The organism is Lacicoccus kunmingensis DSM 17847, from assembly GCF_059568765.1.
The window spans coordinates 60,850-78,241 of the sequence record NZ_JCANUC010000005.1; the positions used below are offsets into that span (position 1 = coordinate 60,850).

Sequence of the window (17,392 nt, forward strand, 5' to 3'; positions counted from 1 at the left end):
GTCATACAGAAAGAGGTTAACCCTCGATTCGAAGACTATGTATTTGATTGGAACCACAAAGAATATCTTCTCGTTGGTGGATACGGCTCCAGTAAGAGTTACCATACCGCATTTAAAATATTGCTGAAGCTTCTATCTGAAAAACGTACTGGAATGGTTGTCCGTGATGTATACGGCACTCATAAAGACAGCACGATTTCATTATTTGAGGAACTGATAGAGGGCTTAGGACTCGCTGATCATCGAACAGTAGGCAGGATTGCTCATGGAAAAATACGTGTGGCTAGATCTCCTTATGAATTGAAGTTTAGCAACGGATCCAAATTACTATTTAAAGGTTTGGACAATCCGGCCAAGCTTAAATCCATCAACAACATCAGCCTGATATGGATTGAAGAGTGCAGTGAGATTAACTATGAGGCGTTCAAAGAACTGCTAGGGCGCTTAAGGCATCCAACTCATAAACTGCACATCATCCTGACGACAAACCCGGTCAGCATGGATAACTGGACATTCAAGCACTTCTTCTATGACGAGCTCGAAGAGCGGCATGTATTAGATGATGAAGAACTTTACAAAAACATGACTATGGTTGCTAACGATACTTACTATCATTACTCAACTGCAGACGACAACTTCTTTTTACCTCAGTCATACATTGACCAATTAGACGAGATAAAAGAGTACGACCCAGACTTGTACAGGATTGCACGTGAAGGACGATTCGGTGTAAATGGCATTAGAGTATTACCTCAAATCGAAGTCGCTCCAAGGGCGTTGATTATGGACGAAATAGCAAGGTCTGAAAACATCATCAAAAGAAATGGATTCGACTTTGGCTTTGTGGAATCGTATAACGCTCTCAGTAAAATGACAATCGATACAGACCGGCAATGGCTCTTCATCACTGACGAATACTATTCAAGAGGATTAACTGATCCTGAAATACTAGAAGACTTGAAAGAGTACTTAGAGTTCGGAGAGTATGTCGGCAGTCGAGTTGTTGGTGGTGAGAGAGTCACTGCCGACCTGGAGCATAAATCAATAGCTTACTACCGTAGGCAAGGATTGGATATGGTCGGTGCTGCCAAAGGACCAAACTCCAGGGTGGCCAACACAAAGAAAGTGAAGCGATTCAAGAAAATCCTCATTGCTGAAGAGTGCAAGCACCACGTTAGAGAGTTAAAGACTCTTACATTTGCAAGAGATAAGGATGGCAAGACCATAGAAGATGACTTTAATATTGATTCACATACATTTTCTTCCATATGGTATGGAATAGAGAACTATCACATTACAGATATTAAACATTCTGATAACAAAACAAGACCGGAAATTAGAAGAAGAGACAGGAGGAGAAGGTAATAATGGCGAAAGCTACCGTTTATAACGTTGACATGGAAAGTGCAAAGCATCCAATCATGAAAACTCAAGATGAAATGTTGAAAAATACAAAAGTGGAAAAGGGAAATCAAATAGAAGATGAAAGTTCTACAACCATAAATCAAGATATTTTAGACCCTCCTTATGAAAACAAACTATTGATATTATTGTGCGAACAATCGTCTATACTGCAGCAATGTATTGATGCATATAAAACAAACATCGCAGGTTTCGGACTAGAAGCGCAAGCCAGAGTAGATACCACCGTGCTGAAAGAAGAAGAGAAAGATGTTGTAGAAAAAGAAGTCAGGGAACTGTCGGGATACCTCAATTACATTAACTTGGAAACACCTATCGAAGAAGTGATTGAAGCGGTTGAAGATGACTTGGAGAAGACGGGCAATGGTTATTTCGAGATACTACGATCGGATGATGGTGAGATATCGACATTTGAACACCTGCCATCTGAAAACATGAGGATATGTAAAAAGGATGAAGAATCTCAAACGATTACAAGAGAAGTAGAAATCAATGGAAAACTGAAGAATAAATCGAGTCAAAAAACATTCAGGAGATATGTGCAAGTGGTAGGTATGAAGAAGGTCTACTTTAAAGAGTATGGACACCCTCAACAATTACACATGAAGACTGGTGAATACAGCGATTCTGTTGACTACGACGACAGAGCTTCTGAAGTGCTGCACATTAAGATTGGTAATGACACTTATGGCAAGCCTCGATGGATAGGTAATGTAATCTCTGCTTTGGGTGCTAGAAAGGCAGAAGAACTCAACTTTTACTACTTCCAAAATGGTAGACATCTACCGGCAGCAATCACTGTTTCAAACGGTATGCTTGACCAAAAATCAAAAGATGACTTGGAAGGCTACATGAAGAATGCTCAGGGCGTCGAGAATGCTCACAAATTCTTATTACTGGAAGCCATGGGAGATACTACAGAAAGCAACACTGGCGAAGAGAAGGTTACGCCTGCGAAGGTAGATATTAAGGACCTCGCTCAAGTCATCCAACAGGATGCACTCTTCTTGGAGTACGATAAAGAGACTCGTAAGAAAATTAGGTCATCATTCCGACTACCTCCAATCTATACTGGGGAAGCTGAAGAATACAATAGAGCGACATCAGACACTGCTAGGGAGATTACTGAAGAGCAAGTCTTCCAACCGGAAAGAAAGAAGATAGCCAGGCGGTTAAACTCAGTGCTGCTTCCTGAATTGGGGATCTACCAAGCAAAACTTGTATTTAAGAACGCCGACTTTAGAGACCCTAAAGAGCTAGCTAAATTAATCCAGCCATTCATCGATGGCGGTGCTGCATCCCCTAATGATTTAAGACCGCTTCTAGGAGAGATTCTAGGTGTTGAGTTGGACGAGTGGGATGAATTTTATGACCGTCCTGTTGTGTTAGGTAGAAGAGGCAACACTGAAATAATTGATGAAATAAGAAGTGGTGAAATACAAAAGAGTGATGACGAGGTCGCCCACCTATTGAAAGATGTAAGAGATGTGCTTTTGGAGATGAAGAATGAACAAGACTGAAACACTTATTGAGAATATTAATAAGTATGTTCATGATATCCAAAAGGGCGACTTGGATATCATCCAAGAATTCGAAGGCAGCGAACACATTCCGAATGCCATTGAAAGATATGAAACGGCGATGGCGAAAGTGTTTAGAGAAGAGTTGAATAGACTGATAGAATTACTCAACTCTTCCATTGCGAAGACTGAAGAAGACATCATATTCAATTCAATGACCTTCGAACAAATGGCAGCTTATTATGGGAATAACCTATTTATCAGTGAAGAGTTCAAAGATGCAACAAAAGATATCAATTCTGAATACTTCAGAGAGATAGTGGAAAATATCACCACTTCGATGATGGAAAGCATTGATCCAGACATTCCATTTGAAGAGCCATCCAGACGGACCACAGAAATTATAGAAGAGTGGTCTGAAGAGTTGTCGAACATCATGCAGTTGAATACCAATGAGCATGTAGAAGATGCCCTTGTGGACGCATTGGAAGAAGGTAAATCCATCCAAAATATAGAACTTGAATTAAAAGATATGCCCGATTTCAATAGACAGCGGGCAAGGACCACTGCAATCACTGAAGTGTTAAGCGCTTCGAATGTGGCACTACAAGAGTCATATGAGCAATCTCCCTCGGTCAGAGGTAAGAAATGGCGGCATAGTGGCGCTAAGAATAGGAAACAGCCGAGACCGAATCACATGATGCTTGATGGAAAGATCATCGATGTGGATAAAGAGTTTGTCATACCCGGCTCAGGCGAGACGTGTATGCAACCGGGAGACACCAAATTATCAGCTAAAGAACGTATTAACTGTGGGTGCATTGTGAGTCCTGTCGTAGACAGTCATATCCTGGGCCTATCCTACGAAGAAAAGATGCAAATCCGGGAAGAGGCAAGACAAGAGCTAGGGTTAACATAATAAATTTAGAGCTGTGCAGTCACATGCTCTTTTTTATGTCTTTTTGTACTCGCTAAGCCACCTACTTGTGAGGGAGGAGGACAAACATGGCGAGACAATTGAAAAATGCGGAAATCACTCACGTGTCATATGTGAATAGCGCCGCAAATAAAAAGAAGTTTTTACTTACTAAAAGTCTTGAGGGCAAACCTGACTTCGAAAAAGATGTTGATGTCATTATCGATAAATCCGATGAAAAGCAACTTGTATACGGCGTAGTTTATGAACCTGATACAGAAGATGCTCATGGGGATTATATGGAAGCGGACGATATTGAAGTCGCTGCACATAACTTCATGAAGGAAGCTCGGAATATTGATACCAATCACGACTTTGAAGCAGGTGTGGGAGAGGTTGTCGAAAGCTACATTGCGCCGGCTGACTTCGAAATCGGCGAGGAGACAATAACCAAAGGCACTTGGGTCATGGTAACTAAGGCTTCTGATGAAGTTTGGGAGTCGATTAAAAAGGGTGACATCACTGGTTACTCTATGGCAGGGACTGCTCAATCGATAGAAAAACAAAGTAACTCCAATACAAAGCCTGAAAAGGACGATAGTGAAGAAAAAACTTTCATCGAAAAGATTAAAGATGCCGTCGGCGAAGCATTGTCAAAAGGCGTGGTCCGAGACTATTACGAACGTAATAAAAAGAGCCGTAATGTTTTCGCTGCTTTCAGCTCTCTTGAAGAAAGCATGTATGACAATTACCAGACGGATATGGAGCAACTGAAAGAAGATGCAAATGAATTCGTAGAACTCATTAATGAGATTTCTTATGAAGAATTGCAGAAATCAAAAGAAGAATATGAAGGAATAAGCAAGGAGGAAGACGACATGAAAGCAGAAGATATTAAAAAGCTTGTTAAAGAAGCTATCTCTGAAGAGGTTGGTGATTTAAAAAATGATATCACTCAGCTTAAAAAAGAAGAGGGACAAACTGAAGAAAATACTGAAACAGAACTTACTGCCGAAGATATTAAATCCACTATAGCTAAGACTATCGAGGAGAGCTTGAAACCAATCCAAGAGGATGTTGATTCTCTTAAGAAAAATACTAAGAGGTCTAACCGATTGGATGATGACGAAGAAACAATCAAGAAAGAAGAAAATGTGGGCGTTTTCGACTCACTATTCATGGGAGGTAACCAATAATGAAGAACAGCGAAATCCTAGATAAACTGCAGAAGAATTTCTTTGGGGTTAACAGTCTTAAAACTGGCGGACAGATGAACCCGACACAATCAGCTAGATTCATTCAAATGATGAAAGACGAGCCGACAATTTTAAATGATGCTCGTACTGTTCGTATGAATAGTGACAACCAGACATTTGACAAAATTGGATTCGGTCAGCGTGTACTTCGTTCTGCTGAGGAATTTACAGAATTACCTGAAGACCAAAGAGTAAAACCGTCAACTGGAAAAGTCAGCCTTTCAGCAAAAGAAGTCATTGCTGAAGTCAACATTTCAGATGACACTATCGAGAATAACATTGAAGATAACAATATCACTGATACGATCGTTAAACTGCTAGCTCAACAAGCGGCACTTGATGTCGAAGAGTTAATTATCAATGGTGACGTTGATTCGGCAGATAGCTACCTTGCTTTAATCGACGGTCTTTTGAAGCAGACTCAGTCTCACATTGTGGACTTAGAGGGTGCAGCATTGACTAAAGAAGCATTCAAGAACGCCATTAAAGTCGTCCCTTCCCGTTACCGCAAACGAATTACTGACAATAATTTCTACATTTCTCATAACAACGTTATGGAGTGGAAAGATAGCATTGTCGGCCGTCAAACAGCTTTAGGTGACAATACACTTGTTACTGGCGGGCATCCAAACGCTTACGGCGCACCAGTTAAAGGTTGTGCAAACTTGAATCCGTTTGATTTTGGTGCTGAAGGTGCTGAAGTTTCGAATGGTATCTTTGTTCATCCTAAGAACATTATGGTTGGTGTTTCTCGTGATATCCGCATTGAGATGGAGAGAAGTATCACTAGGCGTGGTTATATCTTCGTCCTGACTATGAAACTGGATGCTAAATATGAAGAAGAAGAAGCGGTTTCAAAAATTATTAATATCAAGGAGGATTAATCAATGACTCTATTACAATTAACGACACCTAAAAAGCGCTCTGATGGTCCGGGCTGCAAGGTGTATCAGACTAAAAAGAAGAAGTTCGTTGCAGGTACACCTCAAAAGGTGACGCCTCAAGAAAAAACATACCTGATGAAAACCGGTTTGTTTGAAGAGGTCAAGGAAGAGCCTGCACCAAAGACTGATAACAACGATGACGATAACAAAGGTAAAGATAAGTAGCTTGAGAAAGTCGGGGGAGGTAATTTTATGGAAGAGGAAAAGGTAGTTATCACAAATGGTCTACTTGACGATATGGTCAACAGCAAAACTATTAAAGATAACTCTACATTCCAATCTATTAAGAGCATGGATGAATCGTTAATCAAAAGAGCGATAAAGAAATCAACAAAAAAACTTGAGTCTAGTGACTATCTAAACCGAAAATTAGTAGGTTTTGAAGTGACACTAGACCAGTTAGAGAGCTTAGGTATCGCTATCGAAGAGTTGACGATCTCCGCACTGCTTACAAGTTCAGATGAGAAGATAGCAAAGGGTTACAAATCAGAGAGATTGAGTGACTACTCTTACACATTAGGCGAAGGAAATATAAGGGGATATGTAGATATCGATTATCTCATTGAAGACCTCAAATTCCGGCCTGATGGTGATAACGGTGTGAGGATCAGTACGATATGAGCATTGAGTCACTCCTGACAGACCGTTGTGATATCTATCATCTGGATAATGAGAATACGTCCACCCCGACTTTTGGAGTACCGGTTGAAGACTTTCAAAAGGAGTTTAGTTATCCAAAAGACCCTGATGAAACCGTTGTTAAATCGTACTTCTCTGAAGAAAATCAAAATATTGTACAGTCTGAGCCGAACAATCAGATTACCGAAACGCTCAAAGCGTTTTTTTTATTGGAAACAGACATCAGAAAGAACGACAAAGTCGTATTCGATGGTGATAGTTACATTGCTCAAAAACCAAAACAAATCAAAAATAGTCATATAGAAGTCAAGGTGAAAAGGAGTGACAGCCTATGAGTCTAAGAGTGGAAATAATCGGTTTGGATCGGTTGATGACAAACTTCACTAAAGCAGGTAAGGGAGACTTTAAGCGAGAGCTTACCACTTACCTGGATGCTTTAGGGTTTGAGTTCCTGGATATTGTTCAGGAAGAGATCATCCGGACCGGGACCGTAGATACACGTCGGCTGTTATCCTCCTTCAGCAAAGGCGGCAGTGACAATGAGTGGGTTACTAGAAGTGGCGGATTATCACTAAGTGTTGGGACCAACGTAGAATACGCAGGATTCGTTAATGACGGTCACTTCACTGTTGATATAAATAGTGGAAGAGACAGGCGTTGGGTGCCTGGTGTTTGGGTTGGTGACAGCTTTCAATATCAGCCTGGTAATCGAGAAAGTGGCATGTTGCTTAAACAGCAATGGGTTTCTGGTACGAATTATTGGGACAATGCTGAAGCGATATTCAAGAGGGTTTTTGACAAATCCCTGGAACGTAAAATACAACAATGGATAGATAAATACTTTTAGGAGGTGGTCTCTGGTGGATGCTCATTTAGGTAGCTTGATTAACAGGTTATACAAGGTGTCGCCTGGAAGCATATATATAGATAAATTACCTGAAGGATTTAAGAGGCCCTCCATGTATTTTCCTAGACCAGATGTTAACGAATCATCGGGTGGTTTGCAGTTTGAATTTGCAGACCATACATCCAAAGTTACCCTATTCGGGGATGATATTGACGAGGTTTATGGTAAGGCTGTAGATATACGAAAAAACATATTGAAAACTAGAAAGATGATCGAGTTTGTTGATGCTGACGGAAATGCTCTGGGGGAATACTTCAGAGTTTCAAACATACAAATACGGTCGAATGAAATAGATGCGACAGCCACTTTGACTTTTAATTATACGGTCGAAGAAATGTACGGAAGAACAGACTACGTACCGATTGAGTACGTAAATATTGTAAATGAGGTGGTAGAAAATGTCTGAAAATAAAAAACAAAAATCGGCAGCGACTGCTAAAAAGGCAGAAACAAAGTTTAGCCGGGAAGACATTCTCAAGAAGTCCGAAGTATTTAACGCTTCGGGATATATTATCGAGGGCGCTTTACATGGTAAAGGTGACGAGTTTTCTAAAAATGAAGTAAACAGTCACGTGAAAGAATTTTTAAAACGGGAGGTCAAATAATATGAACGGTGGAACATTTACTCCAGGAGTTGAAAAAGTAAGACCGGGTATTTATTTTAATTTTGCTGAAGTAGCGAGAGAGCGAATCGAATCGGGGGAGAGAGGTCGAGTTCTTTTGCCATTATCCCTGCCATGGGGCCCTGTTGGTGAGTTTGTATCATTATCAAACCCGCAAGATGCTCTAAGGAAGTTTCAAACAGCACTCAGTGAGCCGTCATTCTTGCCTGCTAGGGAAGCTTTGAAAGGTGCGAGTGAAGTTATCGTTTACCGCATTAATGAAGGCGATAAAGCAAGTGCGACGGTCTCTGATGGCAGTGGTGGTTCAGGGATGACTGTAACAGCTCAACATACAGGCTCTCTAGGCAACGATATTACATTGTCGATTACTGAGGAGTTGAGCGACTCGTCTAAAAAGTCTGTCAAAACTTACTTTGGTGGGAGCATGGTTGATGAGCAAATCGTCAGCGGTTCAAGTGATCTAGTAGAGAATGAATATGTTGAGTTCAGTGGCACAGCAGAGCTTAATGATCAGGCTTCAATTAAGCTATCTCAGGGTTCTGATGGTACTGCTTCCAACGAAAACTTTGCAGAGTTCCTTGAAAAGGCTGAAAATCAAGCGTTTGATGTTGTCGCTCTTCCGTTGGAGGATGAAGCGCTCAAGGTAACGTTTGTGTCATTCATCAAGACACTACGTGAGGATAAGGGCAAAAAGGTTCAAGGTGTACTTTCTGGATATGGACATGCTGACTACGAGGGTATTATTAACGTCTCAAACGGCGTTGTGATGGATGACGGAACAGAAATCAAAAAGGAAGTCGCTACAGCGTTTGTTGCAGGTATGTCTGCAGGGTCAACGTACACTCGTTCATTGACATTCATGGCTTATCCAGGTGCTACTAATGTAATTGGTGGACCTGTTGGGAATGACGAAATTGTAGATGCCTTAAATGCAGGAGATTTCTTCTTCACTTTAGACCCTCGTGACAGTCAAGTATATATCGAACAAGACATCAACTCATTGCAGAGCCTGAACAGCGTATCTCGCAAGAATAAGATCGTTCGATTGAAAGATGCGATTCAAAATGATTTAACGAATAACTTGAAGCGTACGATTGCAGCTCGTAAGGATGCAGGCGTAGACATTCCGGCAAATGAGGACGGCGAACAAATAGTCACTTCGATGATCATCGGTTACATGAATATCGTTGTTGAGAATGGCGGCGTACTGGATTTCAATACTGAAGAAGATATCACTGTAGCAGTAACTGATCAAGGTGACGGCTTCGATATCAACTTAGCAATCACTCCTATAGATGCTGCAGAGAAATTCTACTTTAATGTGGAGGTTAGATAACAATGGCACAAAATAAATTTAGAGCACAAAACACGATTTCTGGTAAAGAGGGTCGTGTTTTTTTAGATGGCGTAGAAATTTTCCAAGTCAAAGCGATTGAAGCAACGTTAGAAAAAGAAAAAGCTGAAATAAAAGTAATGGGCCGCAGAATCACAGGTCGTAAGACTGTTGGGGCAGGCGGAACTGGCACTCTGACTGTGTACAAAGCTACAAGCCACTATGCTGATATGGCTGAAAAGTACGTCAAGTCAGGAGAAGATCCTTATTTCGTACTTGAAACGGCAACTGATGACAAGTCATCAGGAAGAGGCACTGAAAGAGTAGCGCTCAGAGAGGTCAACTTTGACTCTATGATGGTTCTTAACTTAGATGCGGACGCTGAAGTATTAGAAGAAGAAATGCCATTCACGTTTGAAGACATGGACGTTCTTAAAAAGCTTAGAGGTACTATTTAAAAAGGGGGATTACCCCCTTTTTATTTATCATTTTTAATTTAATTGGAGGAAACAAAAATGAGTAAAGAAAATGAAAAAAAACTAACTGAACAAGAAAATGAAGCGGTTGAAGAAGTGAGCAAAGTAAATGATTTGTCCTTCTTTATGCCGGATAAAAACAAAGAATCAGCACCACAAGAATTCGTTTTATCAAAGCGTTTTAAAGATAACGAAGGAAGAGTTATTCCATTCAAAATGAAAGCAATCACAGTTGAAGAATTAGAAAAAATTGAAAAAGACTGTACTGATTATAAAAAAGTAAGAGGTCAAGGACGAGTTAAAGAGCTTGATCAGAAGCGTTTCTATGAAAAAGTGGCTTTAAACTCGACTGTTTATCCTAACTTTACTGATAAGAAGCTTCTAAAAGCTTATGAAGAGCATGATGCAGTAAATGTCGCTAAAGCTATTTTAAATGTGCCTGGTGAATACACTGCGTGGATTGACAAAGCGCTGAGCGTTAATGAGCTAGATGAGGACTACTCTGAAATTGAAGATGAAGTAAAAAACTAATCGAGGAAGGCGACCCTGATACCGTGTTCATGTACTATGCAATGATCAAACTTCAGTGGTCTCCTTCTTCGTTATATGACTTCTTCCAAAATAATTATGAGGACAGAAGATTCAAAATCTTGATTAAATCACTCATGAAAATCCATATGGAAAATGAGCAAGAAGAAGCGGAAGGAATGAAAAGGAAATCTTAATAGAAAGGAGGAAAATAAATGGCCAGTTTAAGAATAATTGTCAGCATTTCAGATAGGGCTTCAAATAAATTCACTGGTTTAGCAAAAAGGCTCGGAAATCTAGATAAGCGTATGAACAATTTAAACAGACAACACAAGAAGGCGTTGACTGATAAGTACAATCCAACTCCTATGAGAAGACGTTTAAAAGGCGTAAATACGCTACATAGATCACTGAGATATACAAATGTGATGAAACAGAAGGCTTTTACTGACAATTATAAACCATCTAGCATGTTGAAGCGCATAAACCATGTAAGGCAATACAGAAATGGCCTCAGCCAGGCTCAAAAGATAGCCAGAACCGGAATCAGACTTCCGATAAGCGCTAACATGAATGCGTTGAATGGACTAGAGAAAAGAATGAGTAGGTTAAGGGTTGGTAGAGTAAGGCTCAGAGCCTCTGATGAAATCAGCCCTGTAATGCAGCGTATTAGTGGCATGTTGGCAAGAGTCAGACGTGTCCCGGCTATTGCTATTCGTGCAAGGGATGGAGCTACAAATGTTATTAATAGGGTGCTATCTAGTGTCGGAAGAATCAGATCATCTTATACAACTCGGTTAAACGCTATCGATCGGTTTACTGGTCCATTACAAAGGGCAGGCGGAATGATGCGAAACTTTGCCGGTCGGACGTTTACATCCACTATCAGAGTGTTGGATATGGCTACTCGTCCACTTCAAGGTATCGCACGAGCTGCATTTTCTACTCTTGGTATGCTAGGCGTCGCTGGCGGTGCTTATGGTGGTGTTATGATACCACTTAGAATGGTGGCCGACAGACAAGATATCACAACTCAATTTGAAGTTATGCTCGGTAGTGCTGAAGACGCTGCCGGCAGAGTAGATGAGTTGACAGATTTCGCAAGCAGTACACCATTCTTACGTGACGATATTTTCGAGGCGTCCAGAGTGCTTCAAACGTTTACAGGAGATGCTCTATCTACGGGTGATGGACTGAGGCTCATTGGTGACGTTGCTGCAGGTACTAAACGTCCGATCAACGAAGTGGCGATGTGGTTTGGTCGTATGTATGACGGACTTGCTTCGGGGCGTCCTGTCGGTGATGCGACGATGGCACTGCAAGAAATGGGTGCTATGAGTGGTGAAACACGTAATAAAATCGAAGAATTAGCAGAATCCGGCGGCGACATTGCTGAGATATGGCCAGAAGTCACTAAAGAGTTTTCCACATATGACGATATGATGGGAAGAATGTCTGAAAACCTCAATAACTTGCTTCTAGGTGTACGCTCTTTCGGTCAAAATACACTAATGATGCCTTGGGGAGAAGGTTTAGAGTCTGGACTCGGACCTGCCTTAATGGCATTCAGAGAATGGCGTGGAGAAAATTCAGATGTCATGCAAGGTATTAGTGATGATTTAGAGCGATGGGGAAGTGACTTCGGAGACGCGTTAGCTGCTCCCTTTTATGGCATTGGTTCATTATTCGATGAAGCCTTCCAGAATGAAGACTTAGATGGTTTAGGCGAGCAATTACAGTATGTTATGAGCAACGCAATAGATAACGCCAATAAATGGTTGAGAACTACCGGAATTGATAAAATTTCAGGATTTATGGGCAATATAGGTGAGTCGTACGGTGGCGGACTGAATAAAATCATTAATGGCTTGATGGGTACCGGAGACGGTGAAGACGATATATTCACTACTTTGGGTGAATTGGGTCGTGAGTCTGCTGTTGCTTTCGGACAGGGATTCATAGAAGAGCTTGATCCGGGCGACTTAATCAAAAAAGCATTCTCGAAAGTCGGAGAGATTAACGTCGGCGGATTTAAAGATCTATTCGGCAGAATTATTGGTGATGAAGAGTTACAATCTCAAGGCAATATTTGGGGAACGTTGCTTGTAGATGCGATGCTACTTGCTATGGCAACTAAATTCATCCCAGGATTCAAGGGTATTCTAGCCGGATTAGGAACTCTGGGAGGCGGACTGTTGACCGGATTGTTCGGCAAGAGCAAGGGCAAGGGTGGAAAAGGCTTCTTTAAGGGTGGTTTAATAGGCGCTCTCTTTGGCGGTGTTAAAAAGATAGACTTCAAAAAACTATTCGGTGGATTGAAAAATATCAAGCTGCCAAAAGGATTAGGGAAGCTGCTTAAAGACTTTAAAGGTATACCACTTGTAGGAGCTCTCGCAGGCGCTTTCGGTTTGATTACTGGTGATGCTGAAAACATGGGAGAGACGATTGGTACAATTCTAGGTGGCCTCGGTGGAGGTGCTTTAGGATCTTTATTAGGTCCGGTCGGAACTGCTATCGGTGGCGTCCTCGGAGCGATCGGGGGAGAAAAACTCGGAGAGCTTTGGGATACGGGGGTCATTCAACAGAAGTGGTCTGATTTCTCATCATGGTTCAGCAGTAATGTATGGGAACCGATTAAAAGTGGCGCATCCTCCACGTGGGAATGGATTTCTACTAAATCTTCAGATGCGAGTCAATGGGTCAGTGATACATGGTCTGGTCTAACTGAATGGTTTAATTCAACGATTTGGACTCCTTTATCAACATGGGCATCTGAAACTTGGCAGTCAATCTCAAATTCGGCTAGTGAAGCTTGGATATGGATTCAAGAGACGTGGCAAGAAGTCTCAACTTGGTTCCTAGACACAATTTGGAATCCATTGAAAAACTTTGCAATTGACACCCTAAATATTATTGTCGGTCTTTTTATTATGGGGTGGCAAGGCATACAAGAAGTCTGGGGTACCGTATCCGAATGGTTCATCGAAAATATATGGACTCCATTGAAAACTTGGGCGACGGAAACCTGGACTTGGATTACCGAAAAAGCAAATGAGGCTTGGATTTGGATTCAAGAAACCTGGGGCCTTGTGACAGAATGGTTCATGGAGAATGTTTGGAATCCACTCATTGAATGGGCCACTACGGCATGGGGTTGGATTGCAGAGAAAGCCACTACAACTTGGACCTGGATACAGGAGACGTGGTCTTTAGTTAGCGAGTGGTTCATGGAAACTGTATGGAACCCATTAGTAGAATCTGCAACATTGGCGTGGAACTGGATTTCTGAAAAAGCGAGCGCAGCTTGGACATGGATTAAAGAAACTTGGGCGCTTGTCAGTGGTTGGTTTATAGATACTGTATGGACGCCTCTCTCGAACTGGGCTTCTGAAACGTGGAATAAAATTTCAAGTTGGGCAAACGACGCTTGGACCTGGATAAAAGACACTTGGGCGCTTGTCAGTGGTTGGTTCATAGAAAACATTTGGGAGCCTTTAAAATCGTGGGCTTCTGAAACATGGGCCACAGTGACTGGATTTTTCTCGGATGCTTGGACTGCGATTCAAGATATTTGGGCGGCCGTTTCAGGTTGGTTCTCAGAAAATGTTTGGGAGCCGATTAAAAGTATTTTTTCAGACGTAGCGACGTTTTTTGGAGGAAAATTCGAAGAAGCGAGAGGTTTAGTTCAAGGTGCATTCGAAGGAGTTTCTGTATGGTTTGACACCAACGTTTTTGGACCTATAAGTAATGGGCTAGACGCCGTCAGAAACGCTGCTGAAAGTGTTTTTAGCACCGTTTCAAACGCAATAGATAAAGCAAAAGAGTTGGGGTCTAGTGCTACAGGACTGGGAGGCAGTGGTGATAGCGCTCCTGGATCTAGCGGCGGCGGTGCAAGGTATGCGTCTGGTGGATATATTACTAGCAGACAAAACGCTCTGATCGGTGAGAACGGTAACGAATTTGTTATTCCTGTACAAAACAACAAAGGTCAAGGTCGCATGTACTTGAGCCGTGCCGCTCAAATGCTCGGCATGAGAGTAATCCCTCAAGGCGGACCGACTTATTCTGGTGGCGGCGGAACGAGCAACCAAAGCTCATGGCTTAATGAAGCGAGCAGAGGTTCGTATGGAAACGTCCAAATCAATAATTCAGAAGGATCATCAAGCTATAGAGGAGCGACTGAAGGATTAGGTAACAAGGCGTTGCCTGGATTCGAATCAATGGATCAAGCTAGCGAAGACACTGAAGCGGTATGGAAGAAAATCATAGACTTTACGAGCCGATCTTCCGAGACCGTAAGAGGCATTTTTTCTAATCTGGATCAGCGAACGGCTGAAATCACCAGAGGGATGGTCGGAAACGTAAATTCCTCGTTTTATGAGATGCTGTCGAACGCTACTGCCACTTCATTAAATACTCAATCAAATGTCACGGCTTCATTCGCAAACATCAAAGGAAATACTGTCGCATCGGCAAAAGAAATGAGTTCTGGAATTACCGGTTTCTTTGGCAATATCCATGATGATGGAATGTCATTATTCAGTAATTTAGTTGAAGGGTCGAGAGAATTACCAGGCAGGATCGGATCAGCTATTTCAGGCATGGCAAGTAAAGCTGTCGAAGGTGCAAGTTTGATGGGTAACTCAATAATGAGCAAGTTAGACGAAGTTCTAAATGTCGGAATCATTAGTGGTCTAAACAGTGTGCTAGATGCCTTAGACGTCACTAAATTAGATAAGATTGATATACCGACATTTTCAACAGGTACAAGTAACGGCAGAATATCCAGAGGTACGCCAGGAATTCTTAACGACAGAGGCCCCGGAAACGGTATGGGTGGAGCGACACAAGAATTAATAGAGCGTAGAGGTAAGTTATTAATGCCTCGTGGAAAAAATGCACTTGTTGATCTTGAAAGAGGAGATAAAATTTATAACGGTGCACAGACCCAAAGTATCTTTGAGTCTAATCCGTTGCCTCATTTCAGCGAAGGGACCGTCCCGGGAGAGAATGCCGGTTCAGGCACAGGAGATAAGAGCTTGTCTGGCACGTTGTCTGATGTAGTCTCTAATATATGGGATTATGTCATTAGGCCGAAAAAGGCATTCAATGCTATTGTGGACTCCGTTTCTCCAGACTTTAGTGGATTCGGCGGATTCCCAGGAAAAATGCTAAGTGGTGCATGGAATAAAATAAAAGATGGAGGACTCAAATTCCTCACAGACATATTTAAAGAAAATGAGGGCGGCAACGTGGACGGCTCCAGCATCCTCGGCAAGAAGATATTGCAGACGTTCGGACGCTACACAGGCGGCATCAACTTCAACCGTGGACAACATTACGGGGTTGATACTAATCACAAGTTTGATCCGGTTCTCTCCCCGGCTTCCGGAAAAGTTACGAGAGTTTGGAATGACCACGGTGGAGGTAATTCATTAGAGTTAACTAACGCTCGTCATATCTGGTGGTTTATGCACTTGTCTAAAATCATGAAAAGTGTGGGTGACATGGTTAAGACTGGAGATCACATTGCCACGTCTGGCAACTCCGGTAACTACGTAGTAGGTTCGGGGCACTTGCATACTCAAGTACACAACCGCTCTACGGGGGCGGGTAACCAAAACGCCATCGATCCAATGCCGATTCTAAAAGGACATGCAACAGGTGGTTACGTAGCAAATCGCACTTTGTCTTATATTGGTGAGAACGGCAGTGAGTTCGTTATTCCGGTTGAGAGGAACAGAGCTCAAGGAAGAATGTATTTAAGCCGAGCCGCCAATATGTTAGGCATGAGAGTTACACCAGCTTCAGAAAACATGAATAGAGCCGATCAGAGAGTCGGAAAAGTCATCGACTTTAATAAGTATCACTACGAAAGAAATTCTAATGAAAGTGGTGGTTTTGATAGGATTAAAATTCCAAATCCAAAGCCACAACCAAACGGCAGCGGTGGAAATAAAGAGGTTAACATTAATTTTACTGGAGATATCCATGTTCGAAATGAAGAGGATATTGAAAAGATTGCAGAACGTGTTAAGCGCTCTATTATCAGTGAAATAGATGATGAATACCCTGATGGGGAAGTGATGTAATGGCTAAATCAGCTTATCAATTTTGGTTGAACAATGGGAAGTCGAAAATTAGACTTCCCATCAATCCAGAAACGTTAGACATTGACTTAGGTATATATAACGAAACGGTCCGAGTATCTGATTTCGGAGAAGTGACATTCATAAACAAGCCGGGATTGAAAATATTTGATTTCAGTGTTCTACTTCCGAGAGATTGGTTCCCGTCATGTGAATATAAGAATTTTCCGAAACCAAAGACAATAGAAAAGAGATTAACAAACTGGTCAAATGCTAAGGATACAATCCAGTTTATCGTCACGGGAACTGCAAAAATCAATATGAAAGTGACGATAGAAAGTGTTTCATTCAATGAAGGTGCTTACGGTGTCGGAGACTTAGTTATGGCAATACAATTGAAAGAGTACACCGTACCTAAACCTCGTACAATAAAGATTAAAAGACCACCTAAGAAGAAACCGGTCAAAAAGGTTAGTAAACCGAGATCGAAACCTAAGGTGGTTAACAGGACTCACACTGTAAAAAGTGGAGATACTTTGTGGGCCATTGCAGGAAAGTATTACAATAATAACTTACAGTGGAAGAAAATATGGAATAACCCTACAAACAAGAAAATGATGATTGCTAGAGACAAGAGGAATACCTATATGCCGGGCCACTGGATATTCCCCGGCCAATCATTGATTATTCCGAAATGATATATTGTACTCACTAAACCACCTTTTATTGAAAGAGGTGG

At 41.7% G+C, this 17,392-nt stretch carries 16 protein-coding genes; all 16 read left to right on the forward strand.

Annotation, left to right across the window (positions count from 1 at the left end):
- Positions 1 to 3 precede the first annotated feature (3 nt).
- The 16 genes from BO48_RS07060 (at position 4) to BO48_RS07135 (ending at position 17,351) form a co-directional block, all read left to right on the forward strand.
- The gene (locus BO48_RS07060) at positions 4 to 1,365 is read left to right on the forward strand and encodes a PBSX family phage terminase large subunit (RefSeq protein WP_496366822.1); all 1,362 of its coding nucleotides are present in this window, start codon (positions 4 to 6) and stop codon (positions 1,363 to 1,365) included.
- A 2-nt stretch (positions 1,366 to 1,367) separates the two neighbouring features.
- A complete protein-coding gene (locus BO48_RS07065) occupies positions 1,368 to 2,942 on the forward strand; it encodes a phage portal protein (protein WP_496366723.1) in 1,575 nt (524 codons plus the stop codon).
- Positions 2,929 to 3,861, forward strand: a complete 933-nt coding sequence (locus BO48_RS07070; RefSeq protein ID WP_496366724.1) for a phage minor head protein — start codon at positions 2,929 to 2,931, stop codon at positions 3,859 to 3,861. The genes BO48_RS07065 and BO48_RS07070 overlap by 14 nt, the downstream gene beginning before the upstream one ends.
- Before the next feature lie 86 nt (positions 3,862 to 3,947).
- Positions 3,948 to 5,054 (forward strand): XkdF-like putative serine protease domain-containing protein, encoded by a 1,107-nt coding sequence (locus BO48_RS07075; RefSeq protein WP_496366725.1) that lies wholly within the window; start codon positions 3,948 to 3,950, stop codon positions 5,052 to 5,054.
- The gene (locus BO48_RS07080; RefSeq protein WP_496366726.1) at positions 5,054 to 5,998 is read left to right on the forward strand and encodes a phage major capsid protein; all 945 of its coding nucleotides are present in this window, start codon (positions 5,054 to 5,056) and stop codon (positions 5,996 to 5,998) included. The genes BO48_RS07075 and BO48_RS07080 overlap by 1 nt, the downstream gene beginning before the upstream one ends.
- A 3-nt stretch (positions 5,999 to 6,001) precedes the next feature.
- On the forward strand, positions 6,002 to 6,223 hold the full coding sequence (locus BO48_RS07085) for a hypothetical protein (RefSeq protein ID WP_496366727.1): 222 nt from the start codon (positions 6,002 to 6,004) through the stop codon (positions 6,221 to 6,223).
- A 27-nt stretch (positions 6,224 to 6,250) separates the two neighbouring features.
- Positions 6,251 to 6,679 (forward strand): DUF3199 family protein, encoded by a 429-nt coding sequence (locus BO48_RS07090; RefSeq protein WP_496366728.1) that lies wholly within the window; start codon positions 6,251 to 6,253, stop codon positions 6,677 to 6,679.
- Positions 6,676 to 7,032, forward strand: a complete 357-nt coding sequence (locus tag BO48_RS07095) for a DUF3599 family protein (RefSeq protein WP_496366729.1) — start codon at positions 6,676 to 6,678, stop codon at positions 7,030 to 7,032. The genes BO48_RS07090 and BO48_RS07095 overlap by 4 nt, the downstream gene beginning before the upstream one ends.
- A gap of 8 nt (positions 7,033 to 7,040) precedes the next feature.
- Positions 7,041 to 7,544, forward strand: coding sequence for an HK97 gp10 family phage protein (locus BO48_RS07100; RefSeq protein ID WP_496366823.1), 504 nt, complete (start codon positions 7,041 to 7,043; stop codon positions 7,542 to 7,544).
- 112 nt (positions 7,545 to 7,656) lie between these two features.
- Complete coding sequence (locus tag BO48_RS07105; protein ID WP_496366730.1) at positions 7,657 to 8,010, forward strand: hypothetical protein; 354 nt, start codon at positions 7,657 to 7,659, stop codon at positions 8,008 to 8,010.
- The gene (locus tag BO48_RS07110; protein WP_496366731.1) at positions 8,003 to 8,209 is read left to right on the forward strand and encodes a YqzN/YkzM domain-containing protein; all 207 of its coding nucleotides are present in this window, start codon (positions 8,003 to 8,005) and stop codon (positions 8,207 to 8,209) included. The genes BO48_RS07105 and BO48_RS07110 overlap by 8 nt, the downstream gene beginning before the upstream one ends.
- Before the next feature lies 1 nt (position 8,210).
- Entirely contained in the window at positions 8,211 to 9,563 is a 1,353-nt protein-coding gene (locus BO48_RS07115; RefSeq protein WP_496366732.1) for a phage tail sheath family protein, read from the forward strand.
- A gap of 2 nt (positions 9,564 to 9,565) precedes the next feature.
- Entirely contained in the window at positions 9,566 to 10,018 is a 453-nt protein-coding gene (locus BO48_RS07120; protein WP_496366733.1) for a phage tail tube protein, read from the forward strand.
- Positions 10,019 to 10,075: 57 nt separating this feature from the next.
- Positions 10,076 to 10,567: a phage tail assembly chaperone gene (locus BO48_RS07125; RefSeq protein ID WP_496366734.1), complete on the forward strand. Its 492-nt coding sequence runs from the start codon at positions 10,076 to 10,078 to the stop codon at positions 10,565 to 10,567.
- 212 nt (positions 10,568 to 10,779) lie between these two features.
- Positions 10,780 to 16,656 (forward strand): peptidoglycan DD-metalloendopeptidase family protein, encoded by a 5,877-nt coding sequence (locus BO48_RS07130; RefSeq protein ID WP_496366735.1) that lies wholly within the window; start codon positions 10,780 to 10,782, stop codon positions 16,654 to 16,656.
- Positions 16,656 to 17,351 (forward strand): LysM peptidoglycan-binding domain-containing protein, encoded by a 696-nt coding sequence (locus BO48_RS07135; protein WP_496366736.1) that lies wholly within the window; start codon positions 16,656 to 16,658, stop codon positions 17,349 to 17,351. The genes BO48_RS07130 and BO48_RS07135 overlap by 1 nt, the downstream gene beginning before the upstream one ends.
- Positions 17,352 to 17,392 lie beyond the last annotated feature (41 nt).

Bases quoted from the DNA above. Each gene is read 5' to 3' on its own strand.
- BO48_RS07130 (WP_496366735.1), top strand. From the start codon at position 10,780: ATGGCCAGTTTAAGAATAATTGTCAGCATTTCAGATAGGGCTTCAAAT.
- BO48_RS07105 (WP_496366730.1), top strand. From the start codon at position 7,657: ATGTATTTTCCTAGACCAGATGTTAACGAATCATCGGGTGGTTTGCAG.
- BO48_RS07085 (WP_496366727.1), top strand. From the start codon at position 6,002: ATGACTCTATTACAATTAACGACACCTAAAAAGCGCTCTGATGGTCCG.
- BO48_RS07075 (WP_496366725.1), top strand. From the start codon at position 3,948: ATGGCGAGACAATTGAAAAATGCGGAAATCACTCACGTGTCATATGTG.
- BO48_RS07135 (WP_496366736.1), top strand. From the start codon at position 16,656: ATGGCTAAATCAGCTTATCAATTTTGGTTGAACAATGGGAAGTCGAAA.
- BO48_RS07065 (WP_496366723.1), top strand. From the start codon at position 1,368: ATGGCGAAAGCTACCGTTTATAACGTTGACATGGAAAGTGCAAAGCAT.
- BO48_RS07125 (WP_496366734.1), top strand. From the start codon at position 10,076: ATGAGTAAAGAAAATGAAAAAAAACTAACTGAACAAGAAAATGAAGCG.
- BO48_RS07090 (WP_496366728.1), top strand. From the start codon at position 6,251: ATGGAAGAGGAAAAGGTAGTTATCACAAATGGTCTACTTGACGATATG.
- BO48_RS07115 (WP_496366732.1), top strand. From the start codon at position 8,211: ATGAACGGTGGAACATTTACTCCAGGAGTTGAAAAAGTAAGACCGGGT.
- BO48_RS07070 (WP_496366724.1), top strand. From the start codon at position 2,929: ATGAACAAGACTGAAACACTTATTGAGAATATTAATAAGTATGTTCAT.
- BO48_RS07095 (WP_496366729.1), top strand. From the start codon at position 6,676: ATGAGCATTGAGTCACTCCTGACAGACCGTTGTGATATCTATCATCTG.
- BO48_RS07120 (WP_496366733.1), top strand. From the start codon at position 9,566: ATGGCACAAAATAAATTTAGAGCACAAAACACGATTTCTGGTAAAGAG.
- BO48_RS07080 (WP_496366726.1), top strand. From the start codon at position 5,054: ATGAAGAACAGCGAAATCCTAGATAAACTGCAGAAGAATTTCTTTGGG.
- BO48_RS07110 (WP_496366731.1), top strand. From the start codon at position 8,003: ATGTCTGAAAATAAAAAACAAAAATCGGCAGCGACTGCTAAAAAGGCA.